Source organism: Streptomyces sp. NRRL S-118 (genome assembly GCF_000716335.1).
GTDB lineage: Bacteria > Actinomycetota > Actinomycetes > Streptomycetales > Streptomycetaceae > Streptomyces.
This window is the reverse complement of sequence record NZ_KL591006.1, coordinates 1-20,145: the sequence shown is the minus strand read 5'-3', so window position 1 is coordinate 20,145 and position 20,145 is coordinate 1. Positions and strand designations below refer to the sequence as shown.

Annotated in this window: 17 protein-coding genes and 1 pseudogene; 11 read left to right on the top strand and 7 right to left on the bottom strand. The window is 73.7% G+C overall.

Features of this window, described 5'->3' with window-relative positions; all coding sequences use genetic code 11:
* Positions 1–184: 184 nt before the first annotated feature.
* Positions 185–268, top strand: a pseudogene (locus IH00_RS45415) (hypothetical protein); the annotation flags it as partial.
* A gap of 4 nt (positions 269–272) precedes the next feature.
* Positions 273–1,895, top strand: a complete 1,623-nt coding sequence (locus IH00_RS0112870; RefSeq protein WP_031072883.1) for a class I adenylate-forming enzyme family protein — start codon at positions 273–275, stop codon at positions 1,893–1,895.
* Here IH00_RS0112870 and IH00_RS0112865 read toward each other — a convergent pair.
* The gene (locus IH00_RS0112865) at positions 1,882–3,165 is read right to left on the bottom strand and encodes a M6 family metalloprotease domain-containing protein (RefSeq protein ID WP_031072882.1); all 1,284 of its coding nucleotides are present in this window, start codon (positions 3,163–3,165) and stop codon (positions 1,882–1,884) included. The genes IH00_RS0112870 and IH00_RS0112865 overlap by 14 nt on opposite strands.
* A 302-nt stretch (positions 3,166–3,467) precedes the next feature.
* On the opposite strand from IH00_RS0112865, the gene IH00_RS0112860 reads away from it, so the two are divergent.
* The 3 genes from IH00_RS0112860 to IH00_RS0112850 all read left to right on the top strand — a co-directional run bounded on the left by IH00_RS0112860 (position 3,468) and on the right by IH00_RS0112850 (position 6,117).
* Complete coding sequence (locus IH00_RS0112860; protein ID WP_031072879.1) at positions 3,468–4,373, top strand: LysR family transcriptional regulator; 906 nt, start codon at positions 3,468–3,470, stop codon at positions 4,371–4,373.
* A gap of 110 nt (positions 4,374–4,483) precedes the next feature.
* Positions 4,484–5,038, top strand: a complete 555-nt coding sequence (locus IH00_RS0112855; RefSeq protein ID WP_031072877.1) for a cysteine dioxygenase family protein — start codon at positions 4,484–4,486, stop codon at positions 5,036–5,038.
* Positions 5,038–6,117, top strand: coding sequence for a YeiH family protein (locus IH00_RS0112850; RefSeq protein WP_031072875.1), 1,080 nt, complete (start codon positions 5,038–5,040; stop codon positions 6,115–6,117). The genes IH00_RS0112855 and IH00_RS0112850 overlap by 1 nt, the downstream gene beginning before the upstream one ends.
* A gap of 66 nt (positions 6,118–6,183) precedes the next feature.
* On the opposite strand, the gene IH00_RS0112845 is transcribed toward IH00_RS0112850, so the two are convergent.
* A complete protein-coding gene (locus tag IH00_RS0112845) occupies positions 6,184–6,687 on the bottom strand; it encodes a MarR family winged helix-turn-helix transcriptional regulator (RefSeq protein ID WP_031072874.1) in 504 nt (167 codons plus the stop codon).
* A 109-nt stretch (positions 6,688–6,796) separates the two neighbouring features.
* Between IH00_RS0112845 and IH00_RS0112840 the strand changes: the two genes are divergently transcribed.
* The gene (locus IH00_RS0112840; RefSeq protein WP_031072873.1) at positions 6,797–7,582 is read left to right on the top strand and encodes a dioxygenase family protein; all 786 of its coding nucleotides are present in this window, start codon (positions 6,797–6,799) and stop codon (positions 7,580–7,582) included.
* A 34-nt stretch (positions 7,583–7,616) separates the two neighbouring features.
* Here the strand turns inward: IH00_RS0112840 and IH00_RS0112835 are convergent, their stop codons facing one another.
* Positions 7,617–8,129 (bottom strand): GNAT family N-acetyltransferase, encoded by a 513-nt coding sequence (locus IH00_RS0112835; RefSeq protein WP_031072872.1) that lies wholly within the window; start codon positions 8,127–8,129, stop codon positions 7,617–7,619.
* 150 nt (positions 8,130–8,279) lie between these two features.
* On the opposite strand from IH00_RS0112835, the gene IH00_RS0112830 reads away from it, so the two are divergent.
* Entirely contained in the window at positions 8,280–9,290 is a 1,011-nt protein-coding gene (locus IH00_RS0112830) for a sigma-70 family RNA polymerase sigma factor (RefSeq protein ID WP_031072871.1), read from the top strand.
* A gap of 176 nt (positions 9,291–9,466) precedes the next feature.
* On the opposite strand, the gene IH00_RS0112825 is transcribed toward IH00_RS0112830, so the two are convergent.
* Positions 9,467–10,441, bottom strand: coding sequence for a helix-turn-helix transcriptional regulator (locus IH00_RS0112825; RefSeq protein ID WP_031072869.1), 975 nt, complete (start codon positions 10,439–10,441; stop codon positions 9,467–9,469).
* 63 nt (positions 10,442–10,504) lie between these two features.
* Here IH00_RS0112825 and IH00_RS0112820 point away from each other — a divergent pair, with 63 nt between their 5' ends.
* From IH00_RS0112820 to IH00_RS0112805, 4 genes are all read left to right on the top strand, one after another.
* Positions 10,505–12,085, top strand: a complete 1,581-nt coding sequence (locus IH00_RS0112820) for an MFS transporter (RefSeq protein WP_052411362.1) — start codon at positions 10,505–10,507, stop codon at positions 12,083–12,085.
* 224 nt (positions 12,086–12,309) lie between these two features.
* On the top strand, positions 12,310–13,071 hold the full coding sequence (locus tag IH00_RS0112815; RefSeq protein WP_031072865.1) for a DeoR/GlpR family DNA-binding transcription regulator: 762 nt from the start codon (positions 12,310–12,312) through the stop codon (positions 13,069–13,071).
* Complete coding sequence (pfkB, locus tag IH00_RS0112810) at positions 13,068–14,123, top strand: 1-phosphofructokinase (RefSeq protein ID WP_078887717.1); 1,056 nt, start codon at positions 13,068–13,070, stop codon at positions 14,121–14,123. The genes IH00_RS0112815 and pfkB overlap by 4 nt, the downstream gene beginning before the upstream one ends.
* On the top strand, positions 14,120–16,255 hold the full coding sequence (locus IH00_RS0112805; RefSeq protein ID WP_031072861.1) for a PTS fructose transporter subunit IIABC: 2,136 nt from the start codon (positions 14,120–14,122) through the stop codon (positions 16,253–16,255). The genes pfkB and IH00_RS0112805 overlap by 4 nt, the downstream gene beginning before the upstream one ends.
* Before the next feature lie 146 nt (positions 16,256–16,401).
* Here IH00_RS0112805 and IH00_RS0112800 read toward each other — a convergent pair whose 3' ends face one another.
* The 3 genes from IH00_RS0112800 to IH00_RS0112790 form a co-directional block, all read right to left on the bottom strand.
* Complete coding sequence (locus IH00_RS0112800) at positions 16,402–17,211, bottom strand: DUF6227 family protein (protein WP_031072859.1); 810 nt, start codon at positions 17,209–17,211, stop codon at positions 16,402–16,404.
* Between the two features lie 143 nt (positions 17,212–17,354).
* A complete protein-coding gene (locus tag IH00_RS0112795; RefSeq protein WP_031072857.1) occupies positions 17,355–18,404 on the bottom strand; it encodes a P1 family peptidase in 1,050 nt (349 codons plus the stop codon).
* Positions 18,401–19,588, bottom strand: coding sequence for a low temperature requirement protein A (locus IH00_RS0112790; RefSeq protein WP_031072855.1), 1,188 nt, complete (start codon positions 19,586–19,588; stop codon positions 18,401–18,403). Before IH00_RS0112790 ends, IH00_RS0112795 begins: the two co-directional genes overlap by 4 nt.
* Positions 19,589–20,145: the final 557 nt, after the last annotated feature.

Sequence of the window (20,145 nt, the reverse complement as noted above, 5' to 3'; positions counted from 1 at the left end):
CCCGGCGGAAAATCGATGGTGGATACATGTACCTCCTTGACGGCGTGGTCCGACCCCGCATAGCGTCGGCTGCCGGGCACAGGCTGAGCAGGCGCTCAGCGCGCGGTGAGGAAGAGGCGATGGTGGACGGACACCCCCAGGGACCCGGCCCGGACGGACCCGATTCCGAGGGACCCGATTCCGAGGGACCCGATTCCGAGGGACCCGACTCCGGGGCGTCCGGCCCCGGCGGAAGCGGCCCCCGCGGTCCCGGCCGGGACGGACGTGACCCGCTGACCGCGCCGGGCGCACCCTTCGCCGTCACCACCGGCGAGGACGGGCGGCGGGTGTACGCGGGTGGCCCGCGCACCCTGCGGGAGTTCGTCGAGGTCACCTGGGCCCACGGCGAGCGGCCGTTCCTCGTCGCCGGCGACCGGACGTACACCTACGGCGAGTTCTTCGCGGCCGCCTGCTCCCTCGCCCGGCGGCTGACCGGGGAGTACGGGCTGCGCCGCGGCGACCGGGCCGTCGTCGCGATGCGCAACCACCCCGAGTGGCAGATCGCCTTCTGGGCGGCCCAGCTGGCCGGGCTGGTGGCCGTGCCGCTCAACGCCTGGTGGACCGAGGCGGAGTTCGCCCACGCCCTCGGCGACTGCCGGCCGCGGGTGCTCCTCGTCGACGGCGAGCGGGTCCCGCGCGTGCGGGCGTGGGCGCGCGCGCAGGGCGTGCCCGGGGTGGTCTTCCACGGGGAGGCCGAGGAGGGCTTCGTACGGTACGAGGACCTGCCCGCCGCCGACCCCGCGCTCGGCCCGCCGGACGTGGAGGTGCGGCCCGAGGACGACGCCACGATCATCTACACCTCCGGCACCACCGGACGGCCCAAGGGCGCCGTCGCCACGCACCTGGCGCAGGCCGGCGCCGCGATGAATCCGCGCTACCAGGCCGCCGCGGCCGCGCTGGAGCGCGGTGAGGTGCCGGGGCAGGGGCCGGCGCCCGTGTCGCTGACGACGTTCCCGTTCTTCCACGTCGCCGCGTTCACCTCCTTCTACTCGGTGATGGCCGCGGGCGGCACGCTCGTGCTGATGCGCAAGTGGGACGCGGCCAGGGCCCTGGAGCTCATCCACGAGCACCGCGTCACCCACTACGCCGGAGTGCCCACCACCGCCCTGCAACTGCTGGACGCCGCCGGGGAGGCGGGACTCGGCACGCTCAGGCACCTCAACACCGGCGGCGCCGCCGCCCCGCCCCGGCTCGTCGCCCGCTGCCCCCGCGCTGTCGAACCGCGCAACGGCTACGGACTCACCGAGACCAGCGGCGGCGTCCTCGCCGGATACGGCGCCGACTACCGCGCCTTCCCGGGCAGCGTCGGGCGCCCCACCCCCGTCACCGAGGTCCGCGTCGCGGGGCCGGACGGGCGGGCGCTGCCCGACGGCGAGGTCGGCGAGCTGTGGCTGCGCGGCCAGTCCCTGGTGCGCGGGTACTGGGAGGACCCCGAGGCGACCGCCGCTGCCTTCACCCCCGACGGCTGGCTGCGCACCGGCGACCTGGCCACGCTCCACGACGGCCGGGTCAGCATCGTCGACCGCATCAAGGACATGGTCATCCGCGGCGGCGAGAACGTGTACTGCGTCGAGGTCGAGGCGGCCCTGTACGCCCACCCCGACGTGCTCGACGCGGCGGTCCTCGGCGTACCCCACCCCGAACTGGGCGAGGAGGTGGCGGCGGTGGTCCGGCTGCGGGAGGGTGCCCGCGCCGGTGTGGCGGACCTGCGCGCGCACGTGGGGCGCAGCCTCGCCGCCTTCAAGGTGCCCGCCCACGTCGTCGTCCAGGACGGGCCGCTGCCCCGCAACGCCACGGGGAAGGTGCTCAAGCGGGAGCTGCGGGCGGAGCTGGAGGGCGCGCTCACAGCCGGGTGACGCGCACCCGGTAGGTGCCGGAGCGGCGGTCCTCCGCCAGCACCGTGATGCGCACGCCGCTCTCGCGGTCGGTGAAGGACTCACCCGGCCGGAACGGCGCGTCCGACAGCTCGGCGTGCACGTTCGGGCGGCGTGTGCACCCGCCGCTGTCGCGGTCGCTGTCCACGACGGTGACCGGGCCCTGACCCGTGTCCACGTCGGATCGGATGTGGTACACGAGGACCCCCGGTTCGCACACCGCCTCGTCGTTGCCCTCCCGGGTGCGGACCTCCACCGCGTACCCGGTCTCCTCCGACAGGGGTATGACGGCGAGTTTGGTGCCGTCGCCGGCCGCGGCCAGCGGGGTGAGGGTGTAGACGCGGGTGCCGGGGGAGGCGGCGCAGCGCACCTGGTCGTTGCCGAGCCAGCCGAGCTTCCACTTGTGCCAGCCCAGCAGGTCGTTGTTGGCGCCCCAGTCCTCGGACATGATGTCCCAGTGGCCGACCGCGCCGCCGCCGTCCGCCGTGTACAGGTCGGGCAGCCCGAAGACATGGCCGTTCTCGTGCGGCAGGACGCGGAAGCCCGTCTCGTGGTACGAGCCCGAGCCGTCGTCCTGGCGGCTGTAGACGAACGACGTGTTGGCGAGCGGCGTGCCGTCCGCGTGGGGCGCCTCGGCGTTCCCGGAGAAGGTGACGGACAGGACGGTGTCCAGCGCCGAGGGGCCCGCGTTCGGCGTCACCAGGATGTTGACCAGGTCGTACGCGCTGAAGTCGACCCTGGGGTCCGCGGCCTCCACGATGTCCTCGACCAGTTTGCGGTAGCCCGGCTCGTACGGCGAGCCGCGGTCGATGCCGTACTCGGCGAACGGCAGCGGCATCCGCAGCCAGTCGGGCAGCGGCGCCTCGGGCCGGTAGACGAGCCGTCCGTACGAGCTGGTGCGGAACCAGTCGGAGGTCTGCGGGAAGAACTCGGCGTACCGGTCCATCGCGGAGCCCTCGCCGGGTGCGTCCGGGAAGTCGATCATCAGGTTGAGGGCGCGGACCTCGCCCGTGGAGCGGGCGTATCCGGGCGGGGTCGGGATGCCCTCGGTCATCTGCACGCCCATGGTGGCCGTGATCCGGCACGGTCCGAGCGCCAGCTCGTCGGTGGCGTCCTCGGCGGCGACGGGCCCCGCGGAGGGGCGGTTCGGGCCCTGGAGGGTCGAGCTCGCCGTGGCCAGCGTGGCGAGGGCGAGCGTGGTGGCCGCCCCGAGGGCGACCGGTCTGCGTATCCGCCGGCGCGTCCGCTCCATAGGTGCTGATCGCCTTCGGTCCGCGGCAGCCGGCCGGATCCGCGCTGCTCTCCGTCCGATCAGCCTGGGCCGGGTGCGCCCGGGGCGCGCGCGGGGTGGCCCGATCGTGGGTTTCTGTGCGGACGGGTGAGGGGCCCGGGGGCCTCCGGGTTGCGGAAACGCCGCCGTTCGGGTGGTGGGTGGACCACGGCGCCGGGCAGGGGCCGGGAACGGGAACGGGTGCGGCCGGCACCGGGAACGGCACCCGGGAACGGCTGGTAACGGCGCTTTCAGGGGGCCAATTTCTGCTTATGCTTTCGACCGTGTTCGATTCCCGGTACATCAAGACCTTCCATGAGGTCGTCAGGACCGGTTCCTACACCGCGGCCGCCCGCTCCCTCGGCTACACCCAGCCCGCCGTCAGCCAGCAGATGAAGGCACTGGAACGGGACGTCGGCACACCGCTGTTCACCCGCGTGGGCCGCGGCCTGCGCCTCACCGAGGCGGGCGAGGCCCTCACCCGGCACACCCGCACCATCCTCGACAGTCTCGCGGCGGCGCAGGAGCAGATCGACGCGATCGCCCGGCTGCGCTCCGGGCGGGTGCGGGTCTGCGCCTTCCCCAGCGCGGGGGCGACGATCCTGCCCGAGGCGATGGCCCGGATGGCGGACGAACACCCCGGGGTGCGGGTCGAGCTGGTGGAGAGCGAGCCGCCGGAGTCGCTGCGCATGGCGGCCCGGGGCGAATGCGACATCACCCTGGCCTTCAGCTATCCCGGCCTGCGGGTCGACGTCCCCGAGGAACTCGCCGAGTTCAAGCTGATGGAGGACCCGCTCACGGTCCTGCTGCCCATTCGCCACCCCCTGGCACGGCGCCGGGCGGTGCACCTGGCCGACCTGGCGCACGAGCGGTGGATCGCCGGCTGCGCCCGCTGCCGGGCCAACTTCCTGCACGCCTGCGCCGAGGAGGGCTTCACCCCGGACATCGCGTGCACGACGGACGACAACCTGGTGATGCAGAGCCTGGTGGCGGCGGGCGTCGGCATCGCGATGGTTCCGGCGCTGGTGCTGTCGTTCCTGTGCCACCGGAAGATCACCGGCCGGATCGTGGAGCCCCACACGCGCCGCCAGGTGTACGCGTACGTCCTGCGCGACCATCTGCGCATCCCCGCCACCTCCCTGGCCCTGGACGCGATCGTCACGGCGGCGGAGGCCAAGGTCGGCTGCTGACCGCCCACCCGTGAGCGGCCAGCGCGTCCCCCACCCATAAGCGGTCGTTGGGGTCCCGTCAACGAACCCTGCTTGGACGGCACCGCCCGCGCGGGCGGACGCTCCGGTCCATGACCACGACCTCCCTGGAACCGGCCGCCACCGCCCGTCTGCGTTCGTTCGTCGCCGAGGTGCGCGGTGCCGTGGACCGGGGCCTGCCGCCCGAGCCCACGGCCCGGCTCGTGGCCGCGTGCCTCGCCCCGCACCTCGGTGCGCCCGACCTGCTCACCGGCGCCCAGTGCGAGGGCGACCCCGAGCGCTACCGGCAGCACGTCCTGCACGCCGATCCCGACGGCTCCTTCTCCGTCGTCGCCCTGGTCTGGCTGCCCGGCCAGGCCACACCCGTCCACGACCACGTGTCGTGGTGCGTGACGGGGGTCCACCGGGGCGAGGAGCACGAGCGGCGCTACCGGCTCGTGCCCGACGGGATCACGGCGCGGCTGGTCGCCACGGAGGAGGTGGTCAACGGGCAGGGGACGGTCGCCGCGCTCGCCCCGCCCGGGGACATCCACCTCGTCCGCAACGCGGGCAGCGACCTCGCCGTGTCCCTGCACGTGTACGGCGCCGACATCACGCGGCTCGGCACGAGCGTCCGGCGCGTGTACCGGCTGCCGGCGGACGGCTGATGGCCCTCGTCGGCGGACGGGCGCGTCCGTCCGCCCGCCCGGGCGCACCCGGCACCGCGCCCGCCGCGCCAGCCCCGGGGGGCGTGGGGGCCGTGTGGCCCGGGCTCGCGCTCGCCGCCGCCGGGGTGGGCGCCGCCTGGATCGTGCACCGCGCCCTGCCCGCCGTACCGATGCTCACCGCCGCCGTCGTGCTGGGTGTCGCCGCCGCGCACGTCCCCTGGCTCCACACCCGCATCCGCGGCCGCTGCCGGGCAGGGCTGACCGTGGCCGCCAAGCGGCTGATGCGCCTCGGCGTCGTCCTCCTCGGGCTGAAGCTGAGCCTGTCCGACGTCCTCGGCCTCGGCTGGCCGACGGTCGCCATGGTGCTCGCCGTCGTGGCCGCCACCCTGGGCGGCACGTGGTGGCTGGGGCGCCGCCTCGGGCTGCCCGGCGACCAGCCGCTGCTGATCGCCACCGGGTACGCCATCTGCGGGGCCTCCGCCATCGGCGCGGTCGCCGCCGTGCACGACAGCGACGAGGACGACGCCGCCACGTCCGTCGCGCTGGTGACGCTGTGCGGCACGCTGGCGATCGCCGTACTGCCGCTGCTGCACGGCCCCTTGGGGCTGACGGACGCGCAGTTCGGGCGCTGGGTCGGCGCCGGGGTGCACGACGTGGGCCAGGTGGTGGCCGCCGCGCAGACCGCAGGCCCGGCCGCGCTGGGCGAGGCGGTGCTGGTCAAGCTGATGCGCGTGGCGTTGCTGGCCCCGCTCGTCGCGGCCCTGGTGGTGGCCGCCCGGCGGCGGGGTAAGGGCACGGCGGCCGGGGGGCGGGCGGGGCGCCCACCGCTCGTGCCGCTGTTCGTCGCCGGCTTCCTCGCCATGGTGGTGGTGCGCACGACCGGCCTGCTGCCGGAGCCGGTCCTCGCCTCCGCCGGTGCGGCGCAGGAACTGCTGCTCGCCGCCGCGCTGTTCGGCCTCGGCAGCGCGGTGCACCTGCCGACGCTCTCGCGCACCGCGGCGCGGGTGGCGGCGCTCGGCCTCACGGCGTGGGCGCTGATAGCGGCGGCGTCGTACGCGGGGGTGGTCCTGACCGCCTGAGCGCCCGCGGGGCACGGACTTCCTGCGGTGCCGGGAAGGTCCGTGCCGCCCGGTCCGCCGCGGCCGCTAGCGCAGCCAGGGCAGGTCGGCGTCCGGACCCGAGGGCTGGAGTGCCTCGGCCATCACCCGCATGATCTCGCCGAGGTGGCCGACCTGCTCCGGGGTGAGCCGGTCGAAGATCGCCTGCCGTACGGCCGCCACATGGCCGGGCGCGCTGCGTTCGAGCACCGCGTACCCCTCGTCCGTCAGGTAGGCGTTCTGGCCCCGCTTGTCCGAGGGGCAGTCCTCGCGGCGCACCCAGCCGTTCCTCTCCAGCCGTGCGACGGCGTGCGACAGCCGGGACCGGGTGATCTTGGCGGCCTTGGCGAGTTCGGTCATGCGCATCCGGCGGCGTGGGGCCTGGGAGAGCTGGACCAGGAGCCCGTAGTAGACGTGCGGCATCCCGGCGTCGCGCTGGAGCTGACGGTCGAGGTGGTCCTCCAGCAGCGTGGTGGCGTGCAGATAGGAACGCCAGACGCGCTGCTCGTCGTCCGTGAGCCAGCGCGGCCCGTCCCCGGCATGGTCGTTCATGCGTCCCACTGTACGTTCTTGAAGGTTGAACAACATACCCGCGGCGCGTTACGGTGACTGAGCTTGAATCTTCAAGTAGTAGGCTTGATGTCATCGACCGGGAGTCGTCATGACCGCGCTGACCAGCGGGCGCATGCCCGCCCTCTATCTCTCGCACGGCGCGCCGCCGCTCGCCCACGACTCCGTGTGGCCGGGCGAACTCGCCGCCTGGTCCGCCGGGCTGCCCCGGCCGGCGGCGATCCTCATGGTGTCCGCCCACTGGGAGGAGGCCCCGCTCACGCTCGGCGCGACCGAGACCGTGCCGCTCGTGTACGACTTCTGGGGCTTCCCCGCGCACTACTACGACGTGCGGTACGCCGCTCCGGGCGCGCCGCGCCTCGCCGAAGCCGTGCGCAAGCTGCTGCGCGCCCCCGGCATGCCCGTGCAGGACATGCCCGACCGGGGCCTGGACCACGGGGCGTACGTCCCCCTCGCCGAGATGTACCCGGACGCCGACATCCCCGTCCTGCAGATCTCGATGCCCACCCTCGACCCGGCCGCTCTGATGGCCATCGGGCGCAGGCTGGCGCCCCTGCGGGACGAGGGCGTGCTGATCGTCGGCAGCGGCTTCTTCACCCACAACCTGGCGGCGCTGCGGCACGACGGCGTGCCGGGCTGGTCCGTGGAGTTCGACGACTGGGGACGGCGGGCCCTGGCGGCCGGGGACGTCGACGCGCTGCTGGACTTCGCGCACAAGGCCCCTGCCGGGCGGCTCGCGCACCCGCGCACCGAGCACTTCGCCCCGCTGTTCGTGACGCTGGGCGCGGCGGAGGCCACCGGGGACCTCGCCGGCGGGCGCAGCGTCATCGACGGGTTCTGGATGGGCCTGGCGAAGCGGTCGCTGCAGTTCGCCTAGGTCCCCGCTCGGGCTCCCCGCCTTCCGGTTCCGCTCACAGCTCCTTCTGGTACCAGGCGACGTCCCAGTACCGGCCGAACTTGCGGCCCACCTCGGTGAACGTCCCGGCGTGGCGGAAGCCGAAGCGGGTGTGGAGGCGAACGGAGGGCTCGTTGGGCAGGGCGATGCCGGCGTAGGCGCGGTGGACGTCCTCGCCGGCGAGGGCCTCGAAGAGGCGCTCGTACAGCAGCGTGCCGACGCCCCGGCCGGCCGACCCGGGCGCGAGGTAGACGCTCACCTCGACGGAGGGGGCGTACGCGGCCTTGGGCCGGAACGGGCCGGTGGTCGCGTATCCGAGGCAGCGGTCGGCGTCGTGAGCAACCAGCAGCCTGTGCGGGCCGTCTACAGGGTGGGAACGCAGCCACGGAAGACGCTGTTCGGGGGTGAAGGGCACCGTGTCGAATGTGATCGCGGTCTCACGGACGTAGTGGTTGTAGATCTCCGTGAGGGCCTCGACATCGGCCTCCGTACCCGCCCTGACCTGCACCTCCGGTTGGTCGTCCGCCATCCGGCCTCCCCTCGTGGGCGGAGAGGATACTGCAAGATCACCAAAATGGGTGGGTGTCATGGGAATTCTGTCCGGATTCCAGTCGTTGTTTCCGTCGGATGCAGGGCACCCGGAAGGGTGTCGCGACACCTACTCAGCAAGGGAGCTCGCATGGCAACCCGTGCCGTCGCCCAACGCCGGTCCGGCGCGACCGCTACCGCGACCGGGACCGACCGGGCCAGCAGTGCTCGCGCCGTGGGCGGGGAGATCGCCGACCGCGACCTGGTCGGCATGTACCTCGACGAGATCGCGCGCACGCCCCTGCTCGACGCCGCCAAGGAGGTCGAGCTGTCCCAGACGATCGAGGCGGGTGTGTACGCCCAGCAGATCCTCGACGGCGAGATCGAGAGCGAGGCGGGCGGCGCGACCCGTGAGGAGCTGGAGGCCCTGGTCGCCGCCGGCGAGCGCGCGAAGGACGTCTTCATCAGGTCCAACCTGCGGCTCGTCGTCGCCGTCGCCCGGCGTTACCCGCGCAGCGGCCTCCCCCTGCTCGACCTGATCCAGGAGGGCAACGCGGGTCTGGTGCGGGCGGTGGAGAAGTTCGACTACACCAAGGGCTTCAAGTTCTCGACGTACGCGACGTGGTGGATCCGCCAGGCCATCACGCGCTCGATCGCCGACCAGTCGCGCACCATCCGGCTGCCCGTCCACCTGGTCGAGGAACTGGGGCGCATCCGTCGTGTGCAGCGGGAGTTCAACCGCGAGCACGGTCGCGACCCGGAGCCGGCGGAGATCGCCCAGGAACTCGGCTCGTCGTCCGACCGCGTCACCGACGTGCTGGACTGGGCGCGCGACCCGGTCTCGCTCAACATGTCGGTGGACGACGCCGGCGAGACGCAGTTCGGCGACCTGCTGGAGGACACCTCGGCGGTGTCGCCCGAGCAGTCGGTGCTGACGCTGCTGCGCAGCGAGGAACTGGACGACCTGATCGGCAAGCTCGACCACCGCACGGCCTCCATCATCCGCATGCGGTACGGCATCGAGGACGGGCGCGAGCGGACGCTCACCGAGGTCGGCAAGGAACACGGTCTCACCCGCGAGCGCATCCGGCAGATCGAGAAGCACGCCCTCCTCGAACTGAAGCGCATGGCCCGCGACACGGGCTTCGACGCGGCGGCGTAGGACCACGGGGGGCCGTGCCGGCAGCAGCCGAACGGCCGCCGGGCCGGGCTCGGGGAGCCGACGGGGGCGCGTGCGCACCTGAGGGTGCGCGCCCCCGCCGCCCGTCACCGTTCCCCTCGCCGCTCCCGCTCCTTCCCCCGCTCCCGCTCCTTCCCCCGTTCCCGTTCCTGTCCCCGTCAGCGGATGCCGGGGGTGGTGCCCACCGACCGGGCCAGCCGGGCGGACAGCCCGGCGACGTACGACGCCAGTGCCTGCGGCCCGTGCACCGTGAACTCGCAGTCCACCAGCGCCAGTCGAACCGCCAGCCACTCCACCGAGTCGGTGGACCGCGCCTTCAGCCGGCACGTGTCGGGGCCGGTTTCCGTGGGGGAGAGGTGCCCGGGGAGCCGGGCCGAGACGAACACGGCGGGTGCGGCGAAGGTGATGTCCACCTCGTGCTCCGCCTGCGACCGGGCCGCGGAGTGCGACAGCATCTGCGCCGCGTCGTCCGCGGGGAGTTCCCGGGGCGTGAAGCGCGATCCGGTCGGGAACGGCTCGCTGACCCGGTCGACCCGGAAGGTGCGCCAGTCCTCACGGCCGAGGTCGTACGCCACCAGGTACCACCGCCACCCCGTCGAGACCAGCCGGTATGGTTCGACCTGCCGACGGCTCTCCGCCCCGTCGCCCGCGCGGTACGCGAACCGCAGCCGCTCCCGCCCCGTCACCGCTCCGGCCAGCGTGGTCAGCGTGGAGGGCGCGACCGTCGCCCCGTCCCCGCGCGTCAGCGGGATCGTCGCGTTCTGCAGCGTCGACACCCGGTGCCGCAGCCGTGACGGCAGCACCTGCTCGAGCTTCGCCAGGGCCCGTACCGACGCCTCCTCCACGCCCTCGATGGCGTGCCCGGCGCCCGCCCGCAGGCCGACCGCGATCGCCACCGCCTCCTCGTCGTCCAGCAGCAGCGGAGGCATGGCGCTGCCGGCGACCAGCCGGTACCCGCCGACCGCGCCTTTCGTCGCCTCCACCGGGTAGCCCAGGTCCCGGAGCCGGTCGATGTCCCGGCGGATGGTGCGCGCGCTGACGCCCAGACGACCGGCCAGCTCGCTGCCCGGCCATTCGCGCGGCGTCTGGAGAAGGGACAGCAGATTCAGGAGTCGTGCGGGAGTGTCCGTCATGGCATCCAGCATGCGTGCCATCTAGGACACGAACTGTCCTACATGCCGATTAGCTTCTCCCGCATGACCTCCACGCAGGACCTCTCCCGCCTCCCCGAGGCCTCGACGCAGACCGCCGACCGGCGCCGATGGCTGGCACTGGCCATCGTGATGACCGCCGCCTTCATGGACCTCGTCGACGTCACGATCGTCAACATCGCCATCCCGAGCATCGAGCGCGACCTGTCCGCGTCGTTCGGCGCCATCCAGTGGATCACCGCCGGGTACGCCCTCGCCTTCGCGGCCGGCCTCATCACCGGTGGCCGCCTCGGTGACATCTACGGCCGCAGGCGCCTCTTCCTCGTGGGCATCGCCGGGTTCACCCTCGCCTCCGCGCTCTGCGGCTTCGCCGGGAGCCCGGAGATGCTCGTCGCCTCCCGCCTCCTCCAGGGCGCGATGGCGGCGATGATGGTGCCGCAGGTGCTGTCGATCATCCACGTCACCTTCCCGGCCCACGAGCGCGGCAAGGTCTTCGGGATGTTCGGTGCGATCGTCGGCCTCGGGGCCGTGTCCGGTCCGCTCCTGGGCGCGCTGCTGACCCAGTGGAACCTCTTCGGCCTGGAGTGGCGGCCGATCTTCCTGATCAACCTGCCCGTCGGCATCGCCGGACTGATCCTGGGCCGCAAGTTCATCACCGAATCGCGTGCCGACAAGGTGCTGCGCCTCGATCTGGTCGGCGTCGCGCTCATCACGCTCGGCCTGCTGATGCTGCTGTACCCGCTCACCCGCGGCCGTGAGCTCGGCTGGCCGCTCTGGGGCCACCTCTGCATGGCGGGCAGCATCGTGGTCTTCGCCGCGTTCGTCGCGTACGAGAAGTACAAGACGCGCAAGGACGGCTCGCCCCTCGTGGAGCTGTCGCTCTTCCGGGTGAAGAGCTTCGCCGCCGGCATCGCCGTACAGCTGACCTTCGGTGTGGTCCTGGGCATCTTCTTCCTGGTCTGGACGCTGTACATGCAGAGCGGCCTGGGCTGGACCCCGTTGAAGGCCGGGCTCACCGGAGTGCCCTTCTCGATCGCCGTCTCGGTGGCGGCGGGCATCTCCGTGCAGAAGCTGGTCCCGCGCTTCGGCCGGAAGGTGCTGCAGGCGGGAGCGCTCACGATGGCCGCCGGACTGCTGCTCTACATCTGGGAGGCCGGACGGTACGGCACCGGCATCGAGCCGTGGCAGATGACCGCGCCCCTGGTGGTCATGGGCGTCGGCATGGGCCTGATCGTGGCGCCGCTGACGGACGCCGTGCTGTCGGAGGTGCCGCGGGAGCACGCCGGTTCGGCCTCCGGGCTGATCAACACGACCGGGCAGATGGGCAACGCGCTCGGGCTGGGGCTGGTGTCCGTGGTCTTCTTCGGCGTGATCGACGGGGAGCGGCTGGTGCCCGAGCGGGTCGGCGCGGTGTTCGCGGACGCCTTCCAGAACGCGTTGTGGTGGGTGGTCGCGGTGCTCCTGGTGATCTTCGTGGTGATGTTCGCGCTGCCGGCCAAGGCGCGGGGCGGTGCGGGTGCGGAAGCGGACGCCGGTGACGGTGCCGGCGGTGCTGCGGGTGCGCAGGGTGCCGGTGCCGACGGTGCGGGCGGCGCCGTGGAACCGGAAGCGGTACTGGCGCGCTGAGGCAGGCGGTGGGCGACACCGGGCCCGGCACCCGCGTCCCGCGGGGCCGGGCCTTCGCCGTGTCCGGCGCCCGTGCGCCCGCGGATGTCCGGCGGATCTCCGGCCTCCGTTCGCCATGCCCGAATGCGTGGTCCGCGTTGCCCGAATGTGTTTACTTTCGCCCTGGGCGGTCGTAGTGTGCTTGTGGAACCACACGTTCGGGCATGGATCGGATGTAGAACCTTATGTACGCACCGGAGCGCCAGCACCAGATCGTGCACCTGGCCCGCGAAAGCGGCCGCGTCGACGTGCTCTCCCTCGCCGAGGAGTTCCAGGTCACCGCCGAGACCATCCGGCGCGACCTGAAGGCACTCGACCGCGCCGGTCTGCTGCGCCGGGTGCACGGCGGCGCCATTCCGGCCGGGCGGCTCGACTTCGAGCCCGACCTCGCCGAGCGCGAGACCACCGCCGCGGACGAGAAGGACCGCATCGCGCGGGCCGCCCTCGCCGAGGTGCCCGAGGACGGCACCGTCATCCTCGACGCCGGCTCCACGGTGGCGCGGCTCGCCGCCTGCCTCCCGCAGGACCGTTCGCTCACCGTCGTCACGCACGCGCTGCCCGCCGCCGCCCGGCTCGCCGACCACCCGGGCATCGCGCTCCACCTCGTCGGCGGGCGCGTCCGGCACAGCACGCGCGCCGCCGTCGACGCCTGGGCGCTGCAGGCGTACGCGCAGATCCGCGCCGACGTCGCCTTCATCGGCGCCAACGGCTTCTCCGCCGCGCACGGGCTCACCACCCCCGATCTCGCCGAAGCCGCCGTCAAGCGGGCCGTCGTCGCCTCGGCGCGGCGCGTGGTGCTGCTCGCCGACTCCGGGAAGTACGGCCAGGACCACTTCGCCCGGTTCGGCGGCCTCGACGACGTGGACCTGCTCATCACCGACACCGGGCTCGGCACCGAGGACGCGTCGGCGGTCGAGGCCGCCGGCACGGAGGTGGTGCGCGCATGATCCTCACCGTCACCCCGAACCCGTCGCTGGACCTGACGTACGAGGTCCCCGCCCTGGAGCGCGGAGCGGTGCTGCGGGCCGCCGGCGAGCGCATGGACCCCGGCGGCAAGGGCGTCAACGTCTCGCGCGCCGTGGCCGCCGCCGGGCACCGGACCGTCGCCGTCGTACCGCTGGGCGGCGCGCCCGGCGCCCTGCTCGCCGAGCTCCTCGCCGAGCAGGGCATCGAGGTCGCCCCGGTTCGGCTGAAGGGGCACACCCGCTCCAACATCGCCGTCGCCGAACCGGACGGCACCCTCACGAAGATCAACGCGCCGGGGCCGGTGCTCACCCCCGCCGAGTCGGAGGCGATCCTCTCCGCCGTCGGCGCGTACTCGCCCGCCGCCGACTGGGTCGCCTGCGGCGGCAGCCTGCCGCGGGGCCTGGCGCCCGAGTGGTACGCCGACCTCGTGACGCGCGCGCACGGGTACGGGGCGCGGATCGCCCTGGACACGTCCGGCCCGTCGCTGCCCGCCGCGCTGCGCGGCCGGCCCGACGTGGTGAAGCCCAACGCCGAGGAGCTCGCCGAGGCGGTCGGCCGGCCCCTGGCGACGCTCGGCGACGCGGTCAAGGCGGCGGAGGAACTGCGGGCGGCGGGCGCGGGCGCGGTGCTCGCCAGTCTGGGCGCGGACGGGCAGTTGCTCGTGTGCGCCGAGGGGATCTGGTACGGCTACGCCGCCGTCGACGCCGTACGGAGCAACGTCGGCGCGGGGGACGCCTCCTTGGCGGGTTTCCTCGCGGCGGGCGGCGAAGGGCCGCAGGCGCTCGCGGCGGCGGTCGCCCACGGCGCGGCGGCCGTCCGGCTGCCGGGCAGCGAGATGCCGACACCCGCCGACCTCGACCCGGCGGCGGTCACCGTGACGGCCGACGTGCCCCTCGACCGCGTACTCGGCGCGTCCGACCCGTACGGCGACGGCACGGAGACCAGCGAGAGCAGCGACACCAGCGGGAACAGCGACAGCTGCGACGGCAGCGGGAACAGCGACAGCAGCGAGCGAGGGAGCCGCGTGCGATGAGCGAAATGATCACCGCGGACCTGGTCGATCTCGACCTGGCCGCGCAGACCAAGGAAGAGGCGGCCCGTGCGCTCGCCCGGCGCATGGTGGCACTGGGCCGGGTGACGGACCTGGACGGCTTCCTGGCCGACGTGGCGGCGCGCGAGGCGCAGATGCCGACGGGTCTCGACGGCGGCATCGGCATCCCGCACTGCCGCAGCGCGCACGTGGCCGCGCCGACCCTCGCCTTCGGCCGGTCGGCGAGCGGCATCGACTTCGGTGCCCCGGACGGCCCCGCGGACCTGATCTTCCTGATCGCGGCCCCCGCGGGCGCGGACGACGCCCATCTGACGATCCTCTCGTCCCTGGCCCGCCGCCTGATGGACGCCGACTTCACCTCCACCCTGCGTACCGTGACCTCCCCGCGGGACGCGGCCGCACTGCTCGGCGGCGAATCCGCGCCGGCCCCGGAGCCGGGTGCTTCCGCGCCGTCGGAGTCGGAGCCGTCGGGTCCGGCGTTGCCGGGGTCCGCGCTGTCGGGTTCCGAGCCGTCGCGTCCGGAGCCGTCGCGTCCGGAGCCGCGTGCCGAGGAGGCCGCCCCGGAGGCGGAAGAGCCGGCGGAGGCGGAGGAGCTGGCGGAGGCGGAGGAGCTGGCGGAGGAGCAGGCAGCGGCAGCCGGGGTGTTCCGGGTGGTGGCGGTGACGTCCTGTCCGACCGGGATCGCACACACCTACATGGCCGCCGAGGCGCTGGAGAAGGCCGGGCGGGAAGCCGGGGTCGAGGTGTCCGTCGAGACCCAGGGATCCGCCGGATTCGCGCGGCTCGCCCCGGACGTCATCGCGGCCGCCGACGGCGTGATCCTCGCCCATGACGTGCCCGTCCGCGAGAAGGAACGATTCGCCGGGAAGCCCACCGTCGACGTCGGCGTCAAGGCGGGCATCAACCGGGCCGCCGAACTCATCGCCGAGGTCCGCGGCAAGGCCGAGCACGGCGCGGACGGGGCACCGCACCGGCCGGTGCCGACGCCCGTGGAAAGCGCGGGCGAGCCCGGCGCGGGCTACGGCACCAAGCTGCGCACCTGGCTGATGGCGGGCGTGAGCCACATGGTCCCGTTCGTCGCGGCGGGCGGCCTGCTCATCGCCCTCGGCTTCGCCATCGGCGGCTACACCATCGACAAGGCGCCCTCCGTCGCCGAGCACTTCGCCTGGGGGCAGGCCGACAGCTGGGCCGCGCTGCTCTTCCAGATCGGCGGTCTGGCGTTCGGCTTCCTCATCCCGGTGCTGGCGGGCTACATCGCGTACGGCATGGCGGACCGCCCCGGGCTCGTCCCCGGTTTCGTCGGTGGCGCCGTCGCGCTGACCATCAACGCAGGGTTCCTCGGCGGTCTCGCCGCGGGCCTGATCGCGGGCGGCGTCGTCCTGGGCATCCAGCGCGTCAAAGTGCCGGCGCCGCTGCGCGGCATCATGCCCGTCGTCGTCATCCCGCTGCTCTCCTCCGCGGTCGTCGGCTTCCTGATGTTCCTGGTGATCGGCAAGCCCATCGCCTCCCTCCAGAAGGCCCTCACCGACTGGCTGTCGGGCCTGTCCGGCGCGAACGCCGTCGTCCTCGGCGTGGTCCTGGGGCTGATGATGTGCTTCGACCTGGGCGGTCCGCTCAACAAGGTCGCGTACGCCTTCGCCATCGGCGGTCTGGCCACCCCCAACGAGGGCTCGCTCAAGGTCATGGCCGCCGTGATGGCCGCCGGTATGGTGCCGCCGCTCGCGATGGCGCTCGCCACCGTCGTGCGGGGCAGGCTGTTCACCTCCGCCGAGCGGGAGAACGGCAAGGCCGCGTGGGTGCTCGGCGCCTCGTTCATCACCGAGGGTGCGATCCCCTTCGCCGCTGCCGACCCGCTGCGGGTCATCCCGTCGGCGATGGCGGGCGGAGCGGTCACCGGGGCGCTGTCGATGTTCTTCGAGTGCACCCTGCGCGCTCCGCACGGCGGCGTGTTCGTCGTCCCGCTGATCGGCAACCCGCTGCTCTACCTGGTGGCCATCCTGGCCGGCACGTGCGTGAGCGCCGCCCTGGTCATCCTGCTCAAGGGCCACGCGCGCCGCAGGACGGCCACCCCGGCCGCCCCCGAGGCACCGCAGAAGGTGGCGGTCGCCGCCTGACCCTCCGGCCGGGGAGGCGGACGCCGTTCAGCCCTCCGGCCGGCTGACGGACCTGACCAGCCGACGGCCGGGACGTGGGGCCGGGACGTGGGGCCGGGACGTGGGGCCGGGACCCGTGCCCCGAGCCTCCGGTCGGGCCTGACGGGTCAGCGCACCCGCGCGCGGTGCTCCATCGCCTCGCGCGCGGTGCGCTCGTTCTCGTACACCTCGCACATGTGCCGTCCGTCCGGCGTCGCCGTGTGCTCGACCTCCCACACGCTCATCTCGGTCCCGTCCAGCAGCAGGAAGCCGTGCTCGTACAGCGTGAAACCGGCGTCCCGGCCCGCGACGCTGCACTGTCGGCCGAACACCTGCTTGATGTGGTGCGCGAACGCGCCGCGCAGCCGCGCCGCCACCTCCTCGCCCGGGCGGTCGGCGTTCTCCGCGCGGCGCAGCACCCGCCGGGCATGGTCGGCGGAGTCGTCCGGTTCGTACATCGGCGCGGGGGCCGTCGGCGCCACGGCGAAGAGCGAGCCCAGCAGCTCCAGATCCCTGTCCAGCCCCTCCAGCCCCTCCAGGCCGTCCAGCCCCTCCAGTTCCTCCAGCCCGTCCAGAGGGGCTTGCGCGGGCTCGGGGAGTGCGATGGGCAGCCGGGACGCCGCGAGGCGGACCTCCGACTCCTCCGTGTACAGCTCGTGGTGCTCGTGACCGTGTTCTCCGGTTCCGTCCCGGCCGACGTTGTGCACCAGCTCCCACAGGGTCAGCGACGAGCCGTCCGCGAGGAGGTAGGTGTGCCGGTACGTCGTGCGGTGGAGCCGGGCGCTGTGGTGCGACGAGTGCAGGGAACTCGCGTGCGCCAGCGCCGAGTCCAGGCGCTCGACCAGGGCATCAGGCAGATCGAAGGAGTTGAGCGCCCGCCCCAGGAGCCGCTCGATATGCGTCTCTGCCGTTTCATAGGGATCGTTCGGAACGTTCAAGATGGGACTCCAGGCCGTCGCCGCGTGTCACTTGATGCTTGCTTAAGGTAGTGCCTGGGTCTGACAACGCGTCCGGCTTCCGCAAAACGAAGGGCGTGCGGGCCGAGTTCCCACGCCCCCTCGCAACTCCCGCCGCCGACCGGTCAGTCCAGGCCGTACAGGTCCCGGTACGCGGGGAAGACGCCCCCCGGCCCCGCCACCGAGCCGGCTGCCGTGACCGCCCGGACCATCGCCCTGGTCACCACGTCCGCGCCCGCCGCGTACACCTGGTTGAGCGCGTGCGGATCCAGCGGCTGCTCCGCCCGCGCCGGGTCGGCGAGCGGTCGTGCGCCGGTCGCGAGGGCGAAGACCGTGTCACCGTCGTTGAGCAGGTGCGCGGGTCGCACGGCGCGCGCAATGCCGTCGTGCGCCGTCCCGGCGAGCTTGTGCGCCTGGGCACGGGTCAGGTCGGCGTCCGTCGCGACGACGGCGAGGGCGGTGTTCAGCGACGGCCGTCCGCTGCGTTCCCGCGCCGCTGCCAGCCGGCGCTGCGCCTCGGCGTGCACCCGCGGTTCCGGCAGTACGGTTCGGGAGCCGTCGCCGTACCGCCCGTACAGCACGCCCGTGGCCGGGTCGACGGCCGAGCCGACCGCGTTGGCCACCACCAGTGCGGCGACGGTGACGCCGGTGTCCAGGACGACGCTCGCCGTGCCGACCCCGCCCTTCAGTCCGCCGACCACCGCGCCCGTCCCGGCGCCCACCGAGCCGCATTCCACGGGCGCCCGCTCCCCGGTGGCGGCCGCCGCCTCCACGGCCGCCCGGCCGGTCGAGGCGTCCGGACGAGCCTTGAAGTCCCCGCCGCGGCCCAGGTCGAACACGCACGCCGCCGGCACCACCGGCACCACGTGCGACGGGTCGGGCCCCACCCGGACACCCCGGCCCCGCTCCTCCAGCCAGGCCATCACCCCGGCCGCGGACTCCAGCCCGTACGCGCTGCCGCCCGTCAGGACCACGGCCTCGATGCGCTGGACCAGGTTGCGCGGGTCGAGGGCGTCCGTCTCGCGAGTGCCCGGCCCGCCGCCCCGTACGTCCACGGCGGCGATCACCCCGCCCGGCGGTCCGAGGACGACGGTGGTGCCGCTCAGTGCGTTGTCGCCCGGTACCCGCGCGTGCCCGACGCGCAGCCCGGCCACATCCGTCAGTGCGTCGTTCATGCCTCCTGCGTACCACGCCCGGCTGTGCGTGCGGTCAGGGTCACCCCGATCGCGACCGTCACCGCCCCGACGAGCCCGGCGGCGAGGACGCCCCACCTCCCCGCGAACGTGCAGACGAGGAGGGCGAGCGCCGCGCACGGCAGCACCAGCTGCTGGGCGGTGCCGACCTTGAAGTAGCGGGAGTGCAGCCCCCACACGAGCAGCAGGAAGAGGGCGGAGGGCAGGGTGACGGCGGCCGCGGCGGCGGTCTCCGACACGTGAGCCTTTCCGACCGCCTGCTCGACGGCCACCTCGATGCCCGCGCCGATCGCCGCCGCCGACGCGAGGATCAGGTAGTGCCCGTACCCCCACAGGAAAGCCTGGCGGTTGGTCCGCAGCCGCTGGTGGGCAGGGACGACGAAGTAGATCCACCAGGCGGCGAAGATCAGCAGCAGCCCGCCGGCGGCGATCGGCAACAGCTCGCCGAGGGCGTCGTTCTCCTCGATCCCCGTCTTCACCCCCACGGTGGCGGCGGCGATCGTCTCACCGAGCACGATGATGGTGAACAGGCCGTACCGCTCGGCGATGTGGTGCGCGTGCCAGCTGCTGGAGAAGTCCCGCTCGGCGAACGGCGGTACGGACAGTTCCGCCACGACCATCACCAGGAACACCCAGGGAACGGCGTGCTCCGGTACGAGCAGCAGCGCCGTCCACCCGACCTGGCAGACCATCACCCCGGCCGCGTAACGCAACGCCATGGTCCGTTCGGCCCCGGACGAGGCCATCGCGGCGCGCAGCCACTGCGAGGCGAGCGCGATGCGCATGACCACGTAGCCCAGCCACACCACGAAGAAGTCCTGATCCCGGAAGGCCCGTGACACCCCGGCGGCGAGGACGAGGACACCGGCGATCTGGACGAACGTCACGGCCCGGTAGAGCGTGTCGTCGTTGTCGTACGCCGACGCGAACCAGGTGAAGTTCATCCAGGCCCACCAGATGGCGAAGAACATCATCGCGTACCGGCCGATGCCGTCCGCCGCGTGCCCCTCGGCGACGGCATGCACCAGCTCCGCCCCGGCCTGGGCGACCGCCACGACGAAGCACAGGTCGAAGAACAGCTCCAGGGGCGTGGCGGTACGGTGCGCTTCGTCTCGGCTGCGCGCGACGAGGGGCCGCACCGGCCGTGCGGGGGGTGTCGAGGTCATCGCCCCAGAACAGCAGAGGTACCGGATGCGGGGCGCCATCCGTGGGAAGCCGTCACCCTGAAAGTCCCCACAACGGGCGAACGCCCTCACATCCCCCTACGGTGTCCGCGTGCCCGACCCCTCCACCACCCCCGACCCCCCGGTCCCGCCGGACACCTCAGACCCGGACGCGCCCCCTGCCCCGACGGGCGAGCCTGCTCCCGGCGAGCCCCCCGCGCCGACGGGTGACCCGGGTCCCGGTGAGGCTCCGGCTCCCACGGGTGAGCCTGCTCCCGGTGAGCCCCCTGCCCCGACGGGCGACCCGGCTCCCGGCGAGGTTCCGGCTCCCACGGGTGAGCCCGACCCCGGTAAGGCCCCCGCGCCGACGGGCGAGCCGGCTCCCCACGAGCCCCCGGCTCCGACGGGTGACCCGGCTCCCGAGGATCCCCCCGCCCCCACGGAGCGCCTCCGCCGACACGCGGCGGCGCCGGTGGCCTGCGCGGTGCAGGATGCCGCCGGAGCCGGAGCCGGAGCCGGAGCCGGAGCCGGAGCCGGAGCCGGGGCGGGGGGCTCGGTGC